Origin of the sequence: Pantoea sp. Cy-639 (genome assembly GCF_011752525.1) — a bacterium.
Taxonomy (GTDB): Bacteria; Pseudomonadota; Gammaproteobacteria; order Pseudomonadales; family Pseudomonadaceae; genus Aquipseudomonas.
This window is the reverse complement of sequence record NZ_VWXI01000001.1, coordinates 180,431-199,003: the sequence shown is the minus strand read 5'-3', so window position 1 is coordinate 199,003 and position 18,573 is coordinate 180,431. Positions and strand designations below refer to the sequence as shown.

The 18,573-nt window shown below is 69.8% G+C and carries 9 protein-coding genes; 1 reads left to right on the top strand and 8 read right to left on the bottom strand.

Annotated elements, in window-relative coordinates; translation table 11 throughout:
• Positions 1–26: 26 nt before the first annotated feature.
• From F3J43_RS00780 to F3J43_RS00745, 8 genes are read right to left on the bottom strand one after another with little or no spacing between them, the layout of a single operon-like run.
• Positions 27–917, bottom strand: coding sequence for a metal ABC transporter substrate-binding protein (locus F3J43_RS00780; protein WP_166882917.1), 891 nt, complete (start codon positions 915–917; stop codon positions 27–29).
• Positions 914–1,813 carry a metal ABC transporter permease gene (locus F3J43_RS00775; protein ID WP_166882916.1) on the bottom strand — a complete coding sequence of 300 codons (900 nt, stop codon included), beginning with the start codon at positions 1,811–1,813 and terminating at the stop codon, positions 914–916. Before F3J43_RS00775 ends, F3J43_RS00780 begins: the two co-directional genes overlap by 4 nt.
• Positions 1,810–2,559, bottom strand: a complete 750-nt coding sequence (locus tag F3J43_RS00770; protein WP_166882915.1) for a metal ABC transporter ATP-binding protein — start codon at positions 2,557–2,559, stop codon at positions 1,810–1,812. Before F3J43_RS00770 ends, F3J43_RS00775 begins: the two co-directional genes overlap by 4 nt.
• Positions 2,556–3,473 (bottom strand): metal ABC transporter substrate-binding protein, encoded by a 918-nt coding sequence (locus F3J43_RS00765; protein WP_166882914.1) that lies wholly within the window; start codon positions 3,471–3,473, stop codon positions 2,556–2,558. Before F3J43_RS00765 ends, F3J43_RS00770 begins: the two co-directional genes overlap by 4 nt.
• Before the next feature lie 16 nt (positions 3,474–3,489).
• Positions 3,490–4,059, bottom strand: a complete 570-nt coding sequence (locus tag F3J43_RS00760; protein WP_166882913.1) for a DUF6162 family protein — start codon at positions 4,057–4,059, stop codon at positions 3,490–3,492.
• On the bottom strand, positions 4,056–4,373 hold the full coding sequence (locus F3J43_RS00755) for a hypothetical protein (RefSeq protein WP_166882912.1): 318 nt from the start codon (positions 4,371–4,373) through the stop codon (positions 4,056–4,058). The genes F3J43_RS00760 and F3J43_RS00755 overlap by 4 nt, the downstream gene beginning before the upstream one ends.
• Positions 4,370–4,909 (bottom strand): PA2404 family protein, encoded by a 540-nt coding sequence (locus tag F3J43_RS00750; protein WP_166882911.1) that lies wholly within the window; start codon positions 4,907–4,909, stop codon positions 4,370–4,372. Before F3J43_RS00750 ends, F3J43_RS00755 begins: the two co-directional genes overlap by 4 nt.
• Positions 4,906–6,093 carry a PepSY-associated TM helix domain-containing protein gene (locus F3J43_RS00745; RefSeq protein ID WP_166882910.1) on the bottom strand — a complete coding sequence of 396 codons (1,188 nt, stop codon included), beginning with the start codon at positions 6,091–6,093 and terminating at the stop codon, positions 4,906–4,908. The genes F3J43_RS00750 and F3J43_RS00745 overlap by 4 nt, the downstream gene beginning before the upstream one ends.
• 253 nt (positions 6,094–6,346) lie before the next feature.
• On the opposite strand from F3J43_RS00745, the gene F3J43_RS00740 reads away from it, so the two are divergent.
• Positions 6,347–18,562, top strand: a complete 12,216-nt coding sequence (locus F3J43_RS00740; protein WP_166882909.1) for a non-ribosomal peptide synthase/polyketide synthase — start codon at positions 6,347–6,349, stop codon at positions 18,560–18,562.
• Positions 18,563–18,573 lie beyond the last annotated feature (11 nt).

The following is an 18,573-nucleotide window of genomic DNA, read 5'->3' as shown; positions in this document are numbered from 1 at the left end:
TGCCTTGGTTGCAGGGGCCCGGGGCCTCAACCTTGCTCCAACGCCTGGAGCACCTGCTCGACGCAGGTCGCGAGCCCCGCCAGGCTGTCCTCGGGATCGCTGTCCAGTACCAGCAGCCTGGCCCCTGCAGCCTTGATCACCTCGGCGACCCGGGCGTCCGCTTGGCGGTGGTGCAGCACCAGCGCCACATCCTGCGTCTTCAGTGTCTTGCCCAGCGCCTCGAGCGTTGTCTCGTCCCACTGCTCGTCGGCCGGCAACGGTTGTTGCACCAGGTCCAGGTTCAGCCCGCTGGCCAGGTAGCCCAGGCGCTCGGACAGGCTGACCACGCTGAGGTTGTCCACCTGTGCCAGGCGGGCCTGGCTGCTGGCGTTCAGCGCCAGCAACTGGCGCTTGAGCCCGGCCAGGTTGGCCTGGATCCGCGTCTTGTCCGTCGGGGCCAGGCGCTCCAGGTCGCTGGCCAGCACATCCGCCATGCGTCCAAGGTTGCCCGGGCTGAGCCAGGGATAGGTCGCCAGGCCGTCGTCACCCTTCACCGCGATGCCGGGCAGGGCACCATCCACCGGGCGCGCGGCATCGATCTCGATGATGCGGATGTTGCTGCGCCGGGCCATCGGGTACAGCGGATCGTCGCGCCAGATCGAACGCAGGCCGATCACCGCGTCGGCCTGTTGCGCCACTCGCTGCAGGTCGGCGGCGCCACGGCCGTTGAAGTACGAGGGCTGGCGACTGGCCGGCAGATTGGCTGGAGCCGCCTGGCCGAGGCGTACCGAGGTGCCGTCGAGCAGGGCCGTGGCCAGGCTGTGGGTGACCGGCAAGCTGGTCAGCACCTGGGGCCCGCTGGCTGGCGCGGCACCGCCCTGCGCGGGCAGTCCGGCCAGGGCCAGGACGAGGAACAGTGGTTTGGGCGAAAGCGTCATGCCGGGTTTCCTTGCAGGTGTGGAACGAGGGCGCGGGCCAGGGCGGCGAGGGCGAAGCACAGGCCGGCGACTAGGATGATCGCGGCGCCCGAGGGCACCGGCAGGTCGAACATGATCGGCAGCAGGATACCGAGCAAGGTGCTGAGCGTGGCGATCAGCACGGCCAGGCAGAAGAACCCCTTGAGCGACTGGCTGACCAGCCGCGCCGCCGCTGCCGGGATCACCAGCAAGGCGCCGACCAGGATCGCCCCGATCACCTTCACCGCCGCCACGGTGACCAGGGTCACCAGCACCACGAACAGATAGTCCAGGGTCTTCACCGCTACCCCGCGTACCGCTGCCAGCTGCGGGTTGAAACTGGCCAGCATGATGCGGTTGTACAGCGGCAGCGCCAGGCCCAGCACCAGCAGCGCGACCACGCCGAGCACCAGCAGGTCCTGGGCGCTGACGGTGAGCACCGAGCCGAACAGCACGTTCTCGAGGATGTGCACGTTGATCTTGCCGGCCAGCATCAGCAGCAGGCTCGCGCCCAGCGCCAGCGACACCGAGAGGAACACGCCGATCAGCGTGTCCGGCGACAGCCCGGTGCGGTTGCGCAGGAAGTTGAGCAGCAGGCCGAACAGCAGGCAGTAGCCGAACAGGCTGCCGTACGGCCCGGTGTAGGGTTCGCCGAGCAGAATGCCGATGGCCACGCCAGTGAGCGCGGCATGCCCGACCGCCTCGGAGAAGAAGGCGAAGCGCTTGACCACCACCAGGGTGCCCAGGCCGCCCAGCACAGGGCCGATCATCAGCCCGGCCAGCAGCGCGTTGACCACGAAACCGTAGGCCAGCGCCTCGGGCAGGTAGCCCGCCGTGGCCCATTGCTGGAGCAGTTGACGCAAGGCATCGAAGTTCATCGGCCAGGGCCCTCGTTGCGGGGCTGGACGCTGAACAGCCCGAGCAGCCGCTCGGGGCTCAGCGCTTCGGCCGGCGGGGCGTCGAACAGCACCCGCCGGTTCAGGCCGGTGGCGCGATCGGCCAGGCGCAGCACGGCCTCAAGGTCATGCTCGATCCACAGCACGGTGGTGCCGCTCTGGCGCCAGCCCTGCAACAGTTGGCCGAACACCTGGATGCCGGCCTCGTCCAGTGCCGACATCGGCTCGTCCAGCACCAGCAACTGGGGCGCGGGGATCAGGCCCTGGGCCAGCAGCACGCGCTGGCGCTCGCCGCCGGACAGCGCGCCCATGCGCCGCTTGCGCTTGTCGAGCATGCCTACCCGCGCCAGTGCCGCGTCGATGCTCGGGCGCAACCTGCGGGACGGGCCGAGAAAGGCCGGGCGCCGCTGGCACAGGGCGGCCATGAAGTCGTCGACGCTCATCGGCAGGCCGCGGTCGAACTCCAGGGCCTGGGGCACGTAGCCGATCACCTGCTGCTCGCCTGGCCAGTGCAGGGTCAGCGCGCCCTGGTGCGGCATCTGTCCGAGCAGGGTCTTGACCAGCGAACTCTTGCCGCCGCCGTTGGGGCCGACGATGGCATGCACGCTGCCGGCAGCGACCGTGAAGCTGACCTGTTCGAGGATCCGCGTGCGGCCAAGGGTCAGGTCGATCCCGGCGAACTCGATGCGCGGCCCGCAGGCGCTGGCCAGGTGGGCGGCAGCGGTCATGTGCGGGTCTCCTGGATGGCGCGGACCACGGTGTCGAGGTTGCGCTGCATTTCCACCTCGTACTTGTCCTGGGTGTAGTCACCGTAGGAAATGTGGCTCAGCGGGTAGAGGCGCACTCCAGACTCGCGGCGGATGGTCTCGACGTAGGCCGAGGGGAAGTCCATCTCCGAGAAGATCACCTTCACGTCGAGCGCCTTGAGCTGGTCGATGGTCTTCTTCAACTGCGCCGGACTCGGCTCGATGCCGTGGGCCGGCTCGACCACCGCGGTGACTTCCAGGCCGAAGTCACGCAGCAGGTAGTCGTAGGCGGCGTGGATGGTGGCCACGCGCAACGACACGTCCGCCGTCGCGCTGACCTTGGCCAGGGCCTCGGCGCGCAGGGCGCGCAGGCGCTTGGCGTAGGCGCGGGCATTGCGCTGGTAGAAGCGGGCATTGTCCGGATCGAGCGCACCCAGCTCGCGGGCGATGTTGTTGACCTGGGCGATGGTCGCGCTGATCGACAGGAAGGTATGCGGGTTGACCACCTTGCCGGCGCCGCGCGCGGCGATGCCGGTGGCGGCCAGCAGCGGCACGTTGGCATTGGCTTCGATGGTGCGGATGGCGGGCTTTTCGCTGGCGGCGATCATGCGGTCGGCGAAGTCGTCGTGGCCGACGCCGTTGAGCACGATCACGTCCAGCGTGCCGATGCGCTTGATGTCCTCGGCGCGCGGTTCATAGGCATGGGGGTTGAAGCCCGCCGGGATCAGCGGCACCACCTCGGCCTTGTCGCCGACGATGGTGCTCACGTAGCTGTAGTAGGGGTGCAGGGTGATGCCGATGCGCAATGGCTTGCCGTTGTCGGCGACGGCCAGGGCCGGCAGGGCGCAGGCCAGGAACAGCGCCAGGGCGCGGCGGGCGAGGGCGGAGCGGAACATGGGCGGGTCCTTGGGTTCAGTGGCGGTGTTGGCGGGTGACCCCGGCGTCGTAGTGGCTGACTACCTGGCGCCAGCCGGCAGCGATCAACAGCGGCGTGGCCAGGTCGTCCGGCGCCAGGGCGCTGCTGTCGCGACGCAGCCAGATCTCGGGGCGGGTGTCTGCGTCGGCAGCCGGGATCAGCAGGAAGGTGCCGGCCAGCGAGGGATCCTGGCTGTGCCCCAGGTAGGCGCCGTTGTCGAGCAGGCGCCACTGGTGCCGGCCGCGGCGCTGGCTGCTGGCGTCGTCGACGAACGGCGGCAGGCCTTCTGCGGCCAGCGCCTGGGCATCGGCAGCGCTGCCGGTTTCCTCGCGCAGCGCGCGGATCTCGTCGGCGGCCACCCACAGGTCGGTATGAATGCCCTGTTCGGCGGCGCTGAGGTCACGCCGGGCATCGAGCTGATGGACGGCGATGGCCTGCTCGTCCTGGCGTTCGCCGCGCAGCGTCACCACGGCGGCGGCCAGCGTCACGATCAGCGCGGCGGCCAGCAGCACGCAGAGGGTCTCGTGGCCGGCGCCGGCCGGGCGCACCTGTTGGATACGGCTCATGGCGCACCGATGTCGGCGTGGTCGACTTCCACCACGTGGCCGGGGCCGGCGTCGAACAGCACATAGAACTCACCGTCGGGGCGCTTGAAGGTCAAGGTCGAGTCGTCGCCGAGCTTGCTGGCCACCAGCACCTGTTCGTCGTAGCCGATCACGTCGAGGGTCACTCCCGGAGCGCCGCTGCCGTCGGAGAAACCGCCCTTGCAGGTGATCTGTGCGCCGGTCTCGGTGCATTCGCACATCGGGTTGTGCGCCAGCGCCGGGGTGGCGACGAGCATCAGCAAGGGCAGGGCGAGCCTGCGTGGCAGCGGGGTCATGGGGTGTCTCCTTGTTTCTCGAGCCAGGCCACGGTGGCCGGCGAGGCTTGGGCGAGCGGGACCGAGGCCTGGTGCATGCGGCCGTCCCAGCCTTCGATGGTGATCCAGATCTGCGCGTCGGCCCGGGTGCGTGGCGGTATCGGCAGCGAGGTGCCCATGCGGTATGGCGTGCCGAAGAAGATCGTGCCGGCCGCGCGCAGGCTGCGCGGCTTGCCGATGCGCAGGTAGATGGCCTTGACGCCCTCGGCGCAGGTCGCGCACAAGGCAGCGTTGAACACCTTGAAATAGCCTGCCGGGCCATCTGCGCGCGGGGCCTCGTCGCGCAGCTCGGCCAGGCTCAGTTGCCAGGGGCCGACCGCGATGTTTTCGATCAGGTGCGCGCCCAGGCCGCTTTCGCCGCGCAGCAGGCGGACCTCGGCGAAGTACTTGGGCATGAAGCCCAGCGGGACCAGGATCAACAGGATGTTCAGGTGCAAGCGCCATTTCAGCCACAGCCGGCGCAGCGGGTGGACGGGCAAGGCCGGGGCCTGGGTCATGTCGGGGTCTCCACGGGCTGCTGGCGGGCCGGGCGCGGTTCGCGCTGGCGCTTGAGGGCGGCGGCGGTGGCCTGGGCGGTGCGCTTGCTCCAGATCAGCAGGCCACTGAGCACCATCAGGCTCAGCAGCAAGCCGAAGAAGGCCCACACCAGCTTGATCGCCAGGCCGCCAAAGTCGCCGGTGTGCAAGGGCCGCATGGATTCGGTGACGAACTCCAGGGGCGAGCGGTCGGCGAGCAGGAACTGGCTGTCGACGCGGCCGGTATAGGGGTTGACCTCGGCGGTCTGGAACATCAGCGGGTACCAGCCGCGTCCGCCCATGCGCACATGGCTGTAGGCGGTGGCGGGCACGGCGATGAAGCTGATCTCCAGGCCGGGGATGGCGGCAGTGGCGATGCGCGCGGCCTGGTCCAGGTCGATGCGTGGCGCCGGGCTGCCGTCGGCGCTCTGCGGCACTTCCTCGCGGGCGATCACCGGCACGATCGGCTCCGAGGACAGGGTGATGTGGTTGTCGGCGAGAATCGCCTGGATCAGGAACCAGGTGCCGGTGATCGAGATCACCGCGACGAACCAGATCGACCAGACCCCGGCCAGGCGGTGCAGGTCGCCCCAGAAGATGCGCGCGCCATGGCTGCGCCGCGGCAGCTTGAAGAAGCCTTTCCAGAACTTCTTGTAGACCACCAGGCCGGTGACCAGCGACGCCAGCATCGGCAGGCCGAGCAGCGACACCAGGTACCAGCCCCAGCTGTAGCCATGGGTGAAGGGTACCAGCCACCAGCCGTGCAGGGCGCGGGTGAAGGCTTCGAAGTTGAAGTCCGGGCTCTTGCCCTGGATCGCCCCGGTGTACGGATTGACGTAGTACATCGGCGCCGTGCCGTCGGGCAGGCTCACCGAGGCCTGCAGGGCGAAGTGCGCGCCGTCCGGCTGCACCAGCTGGCGCACGATCATCTGTGGCTGGGCCGCGTGCATGGCGTCGAGCACCTGCTGGAAGCTCAGGCGCTCGGCATCGTCGTGGGGACGGCTGGCGCGCACGTCGGGGTTGGCCAGCCAGACGATCTCCTGGCTGACCACCGCGAGCATGCCGGTGAAACAGACGATCAGGACAAAGAACCAGATCGGCAGGGCGAGCCAGCTATGGACCAGGAACCACAGCCTGGATTTGGATTTTTTCGAAGGGTTGGCCATCACTCGGTCTTCTGCGCGTAAGGGTGATCGAGCCGAAGCTCGACCGTGGGCTGCACTTAATAGGACGAATGAGAATCAAAAACCGGCGACGGCAAATGAAAGCAAATGTTTCAGGAGGCTCTGGATGCGCGAACGCACAGGCTATCCGGAGCCGTGGGAGAGGCCCTTGGGCCGGTAATTTTTTGCAAGTTGTATCCGTTTCGTAGGGATAGCCGGGCTCGGCCCGATACCCCACTCGTACGGAAGCAATCTGATGAATGCCGAAAAGTCCCTGCAATTGGCCCGCCGTTTCATCGAGCTGCCGCTGGACAAGCGCCGCTTGTTCCTGGCCAGCCTGAGCAAGGAGGGCATCGACTTTTCCCAGTTCCCGATTCCGGCCGGCGACGCGACGCAGGCGCGGCAGGCGGTGTCCTATGCCCAGCAGCGCATGTGGGTGTTGTGGCAGCTCGACCCCAAGGGTGGCGCCTACAACCTGCCGGGTGCGGTGCGCTTGTGCGGCGAGCTGGACGACGCAGCGCTGGAGCAGGCCTTCGCCACGCTGCTGGCGCGTCACCAGGCGTTGTGCACGGTGTTCGGCCGCGATGATGACGACCAGCTGTACCAGCAGCACCGTCCGGCAGCGCCGCAGATCCAGCGGCTCGACCTGCGCTCGGTGGCGGCCGGCGAGCAGGAGGCCAGGGTCCAGGCCGAGGTCGAGGCCGAGTCGTTGCGCCCGTTCGACCTCGAGCAGGGGCCGTTGCTGCGCGTGCGCCTGCTGCGTCTGGGGGCGCGCGAGCATGTGTTGCTGTTGACGTTGCACCATATCGTTGCCGATGGCTGGTCGATGAATGTGCTGATCGACGAGTTCAGCCGCTGCTACGACGCCTTCGCCGCCGGCCAGGCGCCGCAGTTGCCGGCGTTGCCGATCCAGTACGCCGACTATGCGCTGTGGCAGCGCCGCTGGCTCGAGGCCGGCGAACTGGAGCGCCAGCTCGGCTACTGGCAGGGGCAGTTGGGCGAGGAGCAGCCAGTGCTGGAGTTGGCGCTGGACCATGCGCGCCCGGCCACCCCGAGCTTTGCCGGGCAACGCCTGGAACTGGCGCTCGACGCTGGCCTGGCCGAGCAACTGCGCGGTTTCGCCCGTCAGCACAACCTGACCCTGTTCATGCTGCTGCTGGGAGCCTTCGGCCTGTTGCTGCAGCGCCATACCGGCCAGGGCGACCTGCGTATCGGCAGCCCGGTGGCCAATCGCAACCGAGCCGAGACCGAGGGGCTGATCGGCCTGTTCGTCAACACCCAGGTACTGCGCCTGCAGCCTGGCGCCCAGGACGACGTCCTGACTTACCTGCACGCCGTGCGCCAGACCGTGCTCGGCGCCCAGGCCCACCAGGACCTGCCCTTCGAACGCCTGGTCGATGCGCTCAAGGTCGAGCGCAGCCTGAGCCATGCGCCACTGTTCCAGGTGATGTACAACCACCAGCCCGAGGTCGCCGACCTGGCCAGCGTGACCCTGGCCTCGGGGCTGGAACTGCGCTCGCTGGAATGGCGCGGTCGCACCACCCAGTTCGACCTCAGCCTGGACACCTACGAGCAGGGCGGCGTGTTGCGCGCCGCCTTCACCTTCGCCACCGACCTGTTCGAGGCCGACACCGTGCAGCGCATGGCCGAGCACTGGCTGACGCTGTTGCGCGGGCTGGTCGAGCAGCCGCACCAGGCGTTGTGGCGGTTGCCGATGCTCGATGCGGCGACCCGTCGGCAGGTGCTGGAGGACTGGAACGCCACCGAGACCCGCTATCCGCTCGAGCAGGGTGTGCACCAGTTGTTCGAGGCGCAGGCGCGGCGCACCCCCGATGCGCCGGCGCTGCTGTTCGCCGAACGCACGCTGAGCTATGCCGAGCTGGACGCCGAGGCCAACCGTCTGGCCCATTGCCTGCTGGCCCAGGGCGTGGTCGCCGATAGCCTGGTAGGGGTGGCCGCCCAGCGCAGCGTCGAGATGGTCGTCGCCTTGCTGGCGATCCTCAAGGCCGGCGCCGCCTATGTGCCGCTGGACCCTGAATATCCCCGCGAACGCCTGGCCTACATGATCAAGGACAGCGGCATCGACCTGTTGCTGACCCAGCAGGCCTTGCTCGACCAACTGCCGCTGCCGGACGGCGTGCGCTGCCTGGCGCTGGACGCGCTGGACCTGCGCGAACAGCCCGATGTCGCGCCCGCGCAGGCCATCGCACCGCAGCAACTGGCCTATGTGATCTATACCTCCGGCTCCACCGGGCGTCCGAAAGGGGCCGGCAACAGCCATGCGGCGCTGACCAACCGGCTGTGCTGGATGCAGCAGGCCTATGCCCTGGATGCCACGGACACAGTGCTGCAGAAGACCCCGTTCAGCTTCGATGTGTCGGTGTGGGAGTTCTTCTGGCCCTTGATGAGCGGTGCTCGTCTGGTACTGGCGGCGCCCGGCGAGCACCGCGACCCTGCGGCACTGGTGGCGCGGATCCGCCAGCATGGCGTCACCACGCTGCACTTCGTGCCCTCGATGTTGCAGGCGTTCATCCATGAGCCTGCGGCGGCCGGTTGCAGCAGCCTGACGCGGATCGTCTGCAGCGGCGAGGCACTGCCTGTGGACGCCCAGCGCCAGGTGTTCGCCAGGCTGCCGGGAGCGGCGCTGTACAACTTGTACGGACCGACCGAGGCGGCCATCGACGTCACCCACTGGAGCTGCCGCGAAGAGGGGCGCGACAGCGTGCCGATCGGTCTGCCGATCGCCAACCTGCGCACCTATGTGCTGGATGCTGGCCTCGAACCGGTGGCGCCGGGCGTGGCGGGCGAGCTGTACCTGGCCGGTGTCGGCCTGGCCCGCGGCTATCACCGGCGTCCTGGCCTGAGCGCCGAGCGCTTCGTCGCCGACCCGTTCACCCCGGGTGGTCGCCTGTACCGCACCGGTGACCGTGTGCGCCAGCGTGGCGACGGGGTGATCGAGTACCTGGGGCGCTTCGACCACCAGGTGAAGATCCGCGGCCTGCGTATCGAGCTGGGCGAGATCGAGGCCCGCCTGGCCGAGCACGCCAGCGTGCGCGAAGCGGTGGTGCTGGCTGTGGACGGGCGCCAGCTGGTGGCCTACCTGGTGCTCGCGGCGCAGGCCGAGGGCTGGCAGCCAGCGCTCAGGGCCTGGCTGTTGCAGAGCCTGCCGGAATTCATGGTACCGAGCCATCTGCTGGCCCTCGACAGCCTGCCGCTGACCCCTAACGGCAAGCTCGACCGCAAGGCCCTGCCGCGGCCGGACAGCGCCCCGCAGGGTGAGTATGTCGCCCCGCAGGAGCCTGTGCAGATTCGTCTGGCGCAGGTCTGGAGCGAGGTGCTGGGCATCGCCCAGGTAGGTCTGGACGACAACTTCTTCGAGCTCGGCGGCGATTCGATCATTGCCATCCAGGTGGTCAGCCGGGCACGCCGGCACGGCCTGCAGTTCAATCCGCGCGACCTGTTCCAGTACCAGACCGTGCGCAGCCTGGCGCCGGCAGTCGGGCAGGCGGCGGTGGTCGAGGCCGAGCAGGGCCAGGTGCAGGGGCAGGCGCTGCTGACACCGATCCAGCAGGCCTTCTTCGAGCAGGCGATGGCGGTGCCGGGGCACTGGAACCAGTCGCTGCTGCTCGATCTGCGCGAGGCGCTGGCGCCCGACGTGCTGGCCGCTGCGCTGGCGCGGCTGGTCAGCCAGCACGACGCGCTGCGCCTGCGTTTCGCTGAACAGGACGGGCAGTGGCAGGCGTGGCACCAGGCCGATGGGCAGGGCGCGTTGTTCAGCGAAGCCCGCGCCGACAGCGACGCGGCGCTGCTGGAGATCTGCGAGGCCGCCCAGCGCGGCCTGCGCCTGGGTGATGGTCCGCTGCTGCGTGCGGTGCTGGTGCACCGTGAAGACGCTCGCCAGCAGTTGCTGCTGGTGATCCATCACCTGCTGGTGGACGGAGTGTCGTGGCGGGTGCTGCTCGAAGACCTGCAACTGGCCTGCCGGCAACAGCCGCTGGCAGCCAAGACCACTGCCTGGCAGGCCTGGGCCGCACGCCTGCCGGCCCTGGCCCAGGCGCATGCCGGCGAGCTGGACTACTGGCGCGCGCAGACCGCCGACGGCGAGCTGCCGTGCGACCATCCGGCCGGGGTGTTGAGCAATCGCCACGGGCGCACGCTCAAGGCGCGCCTGGACAGCGAGCTGACCCGGCGTCTGCTGCAGGTGGCCCCGGCGGCCTATCGCACCCAGGTCAACGACCTGCTGCTGACCGCGCTGGCGCAGGTGGTCAGCCGCTGGAGCGGGCACGCCTCGGTGCTGGTGCAACTGGAGGGCCATGGTCGTGAGGAGGTGTTCGCCGATGTCGACCTGTCGCGCACCGTTGGCTGGTTCACCACGCTGTTCCCGGTCCGCCTGACCCCCGCAGCCGGCCTCGACGCCTCGATCAAGGCCGTCAAGGAGCAGCTGCGCGCCGTGCCTGGCAAGGGCCTGGGCCATGGCCTGCTGCGCTACCTGGGCAGCGATTCGCAGCGCCAGGCGCTGGCGGCGCTGCCGGCACCGCGCATCACCTTCAACTACCTGGGGCGCTTCGACCAGCAGTTCGATGCCGACGCGCTGTGGCAGCCAGCCAGTCAGGGCAGCGGTAGCGCCCAGGACGCCGACGCGCCACTGGCCAACTGGCTCACTGTCGAAGGCCAGGTATACGGCGGCGAGCTGTCGCTGCAGTTCGGCTACAGCGAGCAGATGTTCGAACAGGCCACCATGACCCGCCTGATGGACGCCTATGTCGCCCAGTTGCGGGCGCTGGTCGAGCACTGCTGCCAGCCGCGCGCGGCCCAGGCCACGCCCTCGGACTTCCCGCTGGCGCGCATCGACCAGGCCGGCCTGGACGCCCTGGCGCTGCCGCTGGCCGAGATCAGCGACCTCTACGGGCTGTCGCCCATGCAGCAGGGCATGCTGTTCCACAGCCTGGACGGGCAGGGTGGCGACAGCTACATCAACCAGCTCAGCGTCACCGTCGAGGGCGTTGAGCCGGAGCGCTTGCGCGACGCCTGGCAGGCCTGCGTCGATGCCCATGACATCCTGCGCAGCGGCTTGCTCTGGCAGGATCCGCTGGAGCAGCCGGTGCAGGTGGTGCGACGCCAGGCCGAGCTGCCATGGCGCTACCTGGACTGGCGCGGCCAGGCCGACAGCGCCGCGGCGCTGGAGCAACTGGCCGCCGCCGAGCGCGAGCGCGGCTTCGACCTGGGCAGTCCGCCGTTGCTGCGCCTGGTCCTGGTGCGCCTGGACGACACGCGCCACCAGTTGATCCAGACCCACCACCATGTACTGATGGACGGCTGGAGCAACGCCCAGTTGCTGGCCGAAGTCCTCCAGCGCTACGAGGGGCAGGCGCCGCGGGCGAGCGGTGCACGTGTGCGTGACTACATCCAGTGGTTGCAGGAACGCGACCAGGCGCTCGACCAGGCCTTCTGGCACGCGCGGCTGGCGGCATTGCCCGGGCCGACGCGCCTGGCCCAGTCGGTGCCCGTCGTGGCGCCCGGGCAGGGGTTCGACGCGCATGCATTGCAGCTCGACGCCGATCGGCTGGCGCGCCTGCAAGCGTTGGCGCGCCGTCACAAGGTCACCCTCAACAGCGTGGTCCAGGCCGCATGGCTGTTGCTGTTGCAGCGCTACACCGGCCAGTCGACGGTGTGCTTCGGCGCCACCGTCGCCGGCCGCCCGGCGCAGTTGCCGGGGATCGAGCAGCAGGTCGGCCTGTTCATCAACACCCTGCCGGTGATCGCCGGCGCTCGCGGCGAGCAGGCCGTCGGCGACTGGTTGCGCGAGGTCCAGGCGCACAACCTGGCCCTGCGCGAGCACGAGCACACGCCGCTGGCCGACCTGCAGCGCTGGGCCGGCCAGCCTGGCGAGGCTCTGTTCGACACCCTGGTGGTGTTCGACAACTACCCGGTGGCCGAGGCATTGCGCACGACGCACGGCGGCCTGCGCTTCAGCGGGCTGACGCACCGCGAGCACACCCATTACCCGCTGACCCTGGAAGTCGGCCAGGGCAACGGCCTGACCCTGGCCCTGAGTTTCGACCGAGCCTGCTTCGACCTGGCGCGGGTGACCGAGTTGGCGGCGCACCTGACGCACCTGCTGGAGGCCTTCTGCGCCGCGCCCGACCAGGCGCTGGGCAACCTCGGCCTGCTGGACGACGAGGCCTGCCGCCGCACGCTCGGGACGTGGAACGCCACGGCCCGGGATTATCCACGGGCGAGCGTGCAGCAACTGATCGAGGCGCAGGTGGCGCGGACCCCGCAGGCCGATGCGCTGCTGTTCGGCGAGCAGCGCCTGAGCTACCTCGAGCTTGACGAGCGCGCCAACCGCCTGGCCCACCGCCTGATCGAGCAGGGTGTCGGCCCGGACGTGCTGGTGGGCATCGCCGCCGAGCGCAGCCTCGACATGGTGGTCGGCCTGCTGGCCATCCTCAAGGCCGGTGGCGCCTATGTGCCGCTGGACCCGGAGTACCCGCGCGAACGCCTGGCCTACCTGTTCGAGGACAGCGCCATGGCCTTGTTGCTGACGCAGTCGCACCTGGACTTGCCGGTGCCCGCGCAACTGCCGCGACTGCACCTCGACCGCCTGGCGTTGCAGGGCTATCCGGTGCAGCGCCCGGACGTCGCCGTCGAGGGCGAGCACCTGGCCTATGTGATCTACACCTCCGGCTCCACCGGGCGTCCGAAAGGGGCCGGCAACAGCCATGCGGCGCTGACCAACCGGCTGTGCTGGATGCAGCAGGCCTATGCGCTGGACGCCACGGACACGGTGCTGCAGAAGACCCCGTTCAGCTTCGACGTGTCGGTGTGGGAGTTCTTCTGGCCGCTGATGGTCGGCGCCCGCCTGGCCATCGCCGCGCCGGGCGACCACCGCGACCCGGCACGGCTGGTGGCGCTGATCGAGCGCCACCAGGTCAGCACGCTGCACTTCGTGCCGTCGATGCTGCAGGCGTTTCTCGGCGATGAGCAGGCCGACCGCTGTACTGGGCTCAAGCGCATCATCTGCAGCGGCGAGGCGCTGCCGGCCGATACCCAGCAGCAGGTGTTCGCCCGCTTGCCGGGCGTCGGGCTGTACAACCTCTACGGGCCGACCGAGGCGGCCATCGATGTCACCCACTGGCGCTGCCGCGAAGAGGGGCTGGACACGGTGCCGATCGGCCAGCCGATCGCCAACCTGGCCACCTATGTGCTTGACGGCGACCTCAATCCGTTGCCGGCCGGGGTTGCCGGCGAGCTGTACCTGGGCGGCGCAGGCCTGGCGCGCGGGTATCACCGCCGCGCCGCGCTGACCGCTGAACGCTTCGTCACCAGCCCGTTCGGCGAGGGTGGGCGGCTGTATCGCACCGGCGACCTGGCGCGCCAGCGCGCCGATGGGGTGATCGAGTACGCCGGGCGCATCGACCACCAGGTGAAGATCCGCGGCCAGCGTATCGAGCTGGGCGAGATCGAGGCGCGCCTGCTCGAGCAGGCCCAGGTCCGCGAGGCCGTGGTGGTGGCGCTCGACCAGCAGCTGGTGGGCTACGTCACCGGTGCGGTCGACGCCGACGCGCTGCGTCAACGCTTGCGCACCCTGTTGCCCGAGTACATGGTGCCGAGCCAACTGCTGGTGCTCGAGCACATGCCGCTGAGCCCCAACGGCAAGCTCGACCGCAAGGCCTTGCCGCGCCCGGACGCGAGCCGCCAGCAGGGCGCCTTCGTGGCGCCGCAGACGCCGACCCAGCAGGCCCTGGCGCAGATCTGGCAGCAACTGCTCAAGCTCGAACGGGTTGGCCTGCACGACAACTTCTTCGAACTGGGCGGCGACTCGATCATCTCGATCCAGGTGGTCAGCCGCGCCCGTCGCCTGGGCCTGCACTGTTCGCCCAACGACCTGTTCCGCCACCCCACCGTGGAGGCTCTGGCGCGGGTCGCCGGGGAAGGCAGCGTGGCCGTGCTCGAGCAGGGGCCGGTGACCGGTAGCCAGGTGCTGCTGCCTGCCCAGCACTGGTTCTTCGAACAGGTGCAGGTCGAACCTGAGCGCTGGAACCAGTCGCTGGTATTCGACGTATTGGCACCGCTGGACGGCGAGGCACTGGCTGCGGCCCTGGAGCGGGTGGTCGGCCATCACGATGCCTTGCGCCTGCGCCTGGACAGCGCGCGCGCTCACTATGGCGAGGCCGACAGCGCGCTGCTGTGGCAGCGCCAGCTCGACAGCGAGGCGCAGTGGCCGGCCCTGGCCGATGCGGCCCAGGCCAGCCTCGACCTGAACCAGGGCCCGTTGCTGCGGGCGGTGCTGGCCAGCGTCGAGGGGCGTCAGCGCTTGCTGCTGGTGGCCCACCACCTGGTGATCGACGGCGTGTCCTGGCGGATCCTGCTGGAGGACTTGCAGGCTGCCTATCTCGACCTGCAGGCTGGGCGCGCCGTGCAACTGCCGGCCAAGACCCATTCGTTGCAGGCCTGGGGCCAGGCCTTGCAGGCGCGTGCGCAGGGGGATGTGGCGGACGAGGTGGCGCAGTGGCAAGGCCTGCTCGACGGTGCTTCGACGGCCTGGCCTTGCCCGCATCCGCAGGGGGGCCGCCAGCGCCGTCACCTGGACGTGGCCCGTGCCAGCCTGTCGGCGGAGCATACCCGCCAGTTGCTGCAACAGGCGCCGGCGGCCTACCGCACCCAGGTCAACGACCTGCTGCTGACTGCCCTGGCACGGGTGGTCACGGCCTGGAGCGGGGCCGACGAGCTGCTGGTGCAACTTGAAGGCCACGGCCGCGATGTCGACGGCCTGTCCCTGGACCTGACCCGCACGGTCGGTTGGTTCACCGCCTTCTACCCGGTGCGCCTGACCCCGGCCGCGACACTTGGCGACTCGCTCAAGGCCATCAAGGAGCAGTTGCGCGCGGTGCCGGGCAAGGGCGCGGGCTTCGGCCTGCTGCGCCACCTGGGCACAGCCCCGGTGCGCGCGGCCATGGCGGCGCTGGCGCAGCCGGCGGTCACCTTCAACTACCTCGGCCAGTTCGATGCGGGCTTCGCCGAGCAGGATGCGCTGTTCGCCCTCGCCAGCCATGCCACTGGCCTGGAACAGTCGCTGGACGCCGAGGTGCCCGGCGAATGGTCGATCGATGCCAGGGTCGAGGGCGGCCGGTTGTCGCTGACCTGGACCTTCAGCCGCGAACGCTACCCGAGCCAGGAGGTGCAGGCACTGGCCGATGCCTATGTCGCCGAACTGGCGGCGCTGGTCGAGCATTGCTGCACGCCGGGCCAGGGCAGCGCCACGCCGGCCGACTTCCCGCTGGCCGGCCTCGACCAGGCCGCGCTCGATGCCTTGCCGGTGGCACTGCACGAGGTGCAGGACATCTACCCACTGTCGCCGATGCAGCAGGGCATGCTGCTGCACAGCCTGTTCGACAACGGCCGTGGCGACTACATCAACCAGGTGCGGCTGGATGTCGAGGGCCTCGACCCGGCACGCTTCGTCCAGGCCTGGCAGGACTGCCTGCAGGCGCACGAGATCCTGCGCAGCGGCTTCCACTGGAGCGCGCAGACCGAGCAGCCGGTGCAACTGGTCTACCGCCAGGCCCAACTGCCGGTGTCGCGCAGCGACCTGACGGGGCAGGGCGACGAGGCCTTCGACGCGCTGGCCGAAGCCGAGCGCCAGCCAGGCTTCGCGGTGCTGCGGGCACCCTTGCTGCGCCTGCACCTGGCACAGCGCGCGCCCGGGCAGCAGCACCTGGTGCTGACCTACCACCACGCGCTGCTCGATGGCTGGAGCACCTCGCAGTTGCTCGGCGAGGTGCTGCAGCGCTACAGCGGCCTGCCGGTCGCGCCCCAGGCTGGACGCTACCGCGACTATATCGCCTGGCTCGGCGAGCGCGACCAGGGCGCCAGCGAAGCCTTCTGGCGCGCACAGCTGGCCGACCTGGCCGGCCCGACGCGCCTGGTGGACGCCATCGGCGTGACTGGCGATGCAGCCCTGACGGGCGCGCAGCGTGATCTGCACCTGCACCTGGACACGACCACCTGCGAGCGTTTGCAGCGTCTGGCCAGGCACCACCAGGTCACCCTCAACAGCGTGTTGCAGCTGGCCTGGGCGCTGCAGTTGCAGCGCCTGACCGGCGCCGACCAGGTGACTTTCGGCGCCACGGTATCGGGGCGGCCTGCCGCGCTGGCCGGGGTCGAGCAGCAGATCGGCCTGTTCATCAACACCCTGGCGCTGATCTGCGCGCCGCAGGCCGGGCAGACCCTGGGCGAGGCCCTGGCCCAGTTGCAGGCCAGCAACGTCCGTCTGCGCGACTTCGAGCACGCCGCGCTGGCGGATATCCAGCGCTGGGCCGGCCAGCCGGGCGAGGCGCTGTTCGACCATATCCTGGTGTTCGAGAACTACCCGGTGGCCCAGGCCCTGCGCGAGGGGACGCCCAGCGGGCTGCGTTTCGCCAACCTGCAGGCGCCGGAGCGCACCAGCTACCCGCTGACCGTGCTGGTCAGCCAGGACCAGGGCTTGCAGGTGACCCTGCGCTACGCCAGCGAACGCTTCGCCGAGACGGCGGTGCAGGGCCTGTGCGATGGTCTGCGCGAGCTGCTGGAAGGCTTCCTCGACAGCCCCGCGGCACGCCTTGGCGAGATCGTTGCGGCCGGCAACCAGGCGCTGCGCCGGCAAGTCGCGCAGTGGAACGCCACGGCGCGCGACTTCCCGCTGCACAAACCGGTGCATCACTGGATCGAGGCGCAACCGGCCGAGGCGGTGGCGCTGCTGTTCGGCGAACAGTCGCTGACCTACGGCGAGCTCGAGGTCCGCGCCAACCGCCTGGCCCATGGCCTGATCGCCCGGGGCGTCGGCCCCGAGACCCTGGTCGGGGTCGCCGCCGAACGCAGCCTGGAGCTGGTGGTGGCGCTGCTGGCGGTACTCAAGGCCGGCGCCGCCTACGTGCCGCTGGACCCGGACTACCCGGCCGAGCGCCTGGCCTACATGCTCGAGGACAGTGCGGTGCGCTGCCTGCTGGCGCCGCCCGGTCTCGCGCTGCCGGTACCGCCAGGGGGGGTGCGGCTGGACATCGACGGCGACTGGTCGGCCTATCCGGCCAGCCGTCCGCAGGTCGAGATCGATCCGCAGAGCCTGGCCTACATGATCTACACCTCCGGTTCCACCGGCCAGCCCAAGGGTGCCGGCAACCGCCATGCGGCGCTGACCAACCGACTGTGCTGGATGCAGCAGGCCTATGCGCTGGACGCCACGGACACGGTGCTGCAGAAGACCCCGTTCAGCTTCGACGTGTCGGTGTGGGAGTTCTTCTGGCCGCTGATGGTCGGCGCCCGCCTGGCCATCGCCGCGCCGGGCGACCACCGCGACCCGGCACGGCTGGTGGCGCTGATCGAGCGCCACCAGGTCAGCACGCTGCACTTCGTGCCGTCGATGTTGCAGGTGTTCCTGCTCGACGAGGGCCTGGCGCGCTGCGCCAGCCTGCGCCGCATCGTCTGCAGCGGCGAGGCGCTGGCGGTACAGACCCAGCGTCAGTGCCTGGAACGCCTGCCACAGGCTGCGCTGTACAACCTGTACGGACCGACCGAGGCGGCGATCGATGTCACCCACTGGACCTGCCGCGAGGAGGGCCTCGACCTGGTGCCGATCGGCGCGCCGATCAGCAACCTGAGCTGCTATGTGCTCGACGCCAACCTCGAGCCGCTGGCGCCCGGCGTGATCGGCGAGCTGTACCTGGGCGGCGCAGGGCTGGCGCGGGGTTATCACCGCCGTCCGGGGCTGACCGCCGAGCGCTTCGTCACCAGCCCGTTCGGCGCCGGCGAGCGGCTGTACCGCAGCGGCGACCTGGCGCGCTGGCGCGTCGATGGCGTCATCGAGTACGCCGGGCGTATCGATCATCAGGTGAAGATCCGCGGGTTGCGGGTCGAGCTGGGCGAGATCGAGGCGCGGCTGATGGAGCAGCCCGGAGTGCGCGAGGCGGTGGTGCTGGCGGTGGACCAGCAACTGCTGGCCTACCTCACCGGCACCCCGGCGCTGGAGGCCTTGCCGGCGGCGCTGCGCGGCGTGCTGCCCGAGCACATGGTGCCGGCGCGGCTGGTGCTGCTCGACAGCCTGCCGTTGAGCCCCAACGGCAAGCTCGATCGCAAGGCCCTGCCGCGCCCCGAAGTCGCGCCAACGCAGCAGCGCGCGCCGGTCAGCGACCTGCAGCGCGAGGTCGCTGCGCAGTGGGGCGAAATCCTCGGACGCCAGACGGTCGGCCTGGACGACAACTTCTTCGAGCAGGGCGGCCATTCGTTGCTGGCCACCCGCCTGGTCATGGGCTTGCGCCAGCAACTGGGCCTGGACATTGCGCTCGAGGCCCTGTTCGCCAGTGCCAACCTGGAGGACTTCTGTGTCCGCATCGAGGCCCAGCGCGGCGCCAGCGCGCCGATTGTGGACGAATTGGCTAAATCCCTGGAGGCGCTCAAACGTCTATCTGCCGACGAACTCGAAAACCTGATCGATTGATGGGAGTGGCC

Bases quoted from the DNA above. Each gene is read 5' to 3' on its own strand.
- F3J43_RS00775 (WP_166882916.1), bottom strand. From the start codon at position 1,813: ATGAACTTCGATGCCTTGCGTCAACTGCTCCAGCAATGGGCCACGGCG.
- F3J43_RS00765 (WP_166882914.1), bottom strand. From the start codon at position 3,473: ATGTTCCGCTCCGCCCTCGCCCGCCGCGCCCTGGCGCTGTTCCTGGCC.
- F3J43_RS00770 (WP_166882915.1), bottom strand. From the start codon at position 2,559: ATGACCGCTGCCGCCCACCTGGCCAGCGCCTGCGGGCCGCGCATCGAG.
- F3J43_RS00760 (WP_166882913.1), bottom strand. From the start codon at position 4,059: ATGAGCCGTATCCAACAGGTGCGCCCGGCCGGCGCCGGCCACGAGACC.
- F3J43_RS00755 (WP_166882912.1), bottom strand. From the start codon at position 4,373: ATGACCCCGCTGCCACGCAGGCTCGCCCTGCCCTTGCTGATGCTCGTC.
- F3J43_RS00740 (WP_166882909.1), top strand. From the start codon at position 6,347: ATGAATGCCGAAAAGTCCCTGCAATTGGCCCGCCGTTTCATCGAGCTG.
- F3J43_RS00745 (WP_166882910.1), bottom strand. From the start codon at position 6,093: ATGGCCAACCCTTCGAAAAAATCCAAATCCAGGCTGTGGTTCCTGGTC.
- F3J43_RS00750 (WP_166882911.1), bottom strand. From the start codon at position 4,909: ATGACCCAGGCCCCGGCCTTGCCCGTCCACCCGCTGCGCCGGCTGTGG.
- F3J43_RS00780 (WP_166882917.1), bottom strand. From the start codon at position 917: ATGACGCTTTCGCCCAAACCACTGTTCCTCGTCCTGGCCCTGGCCGGA.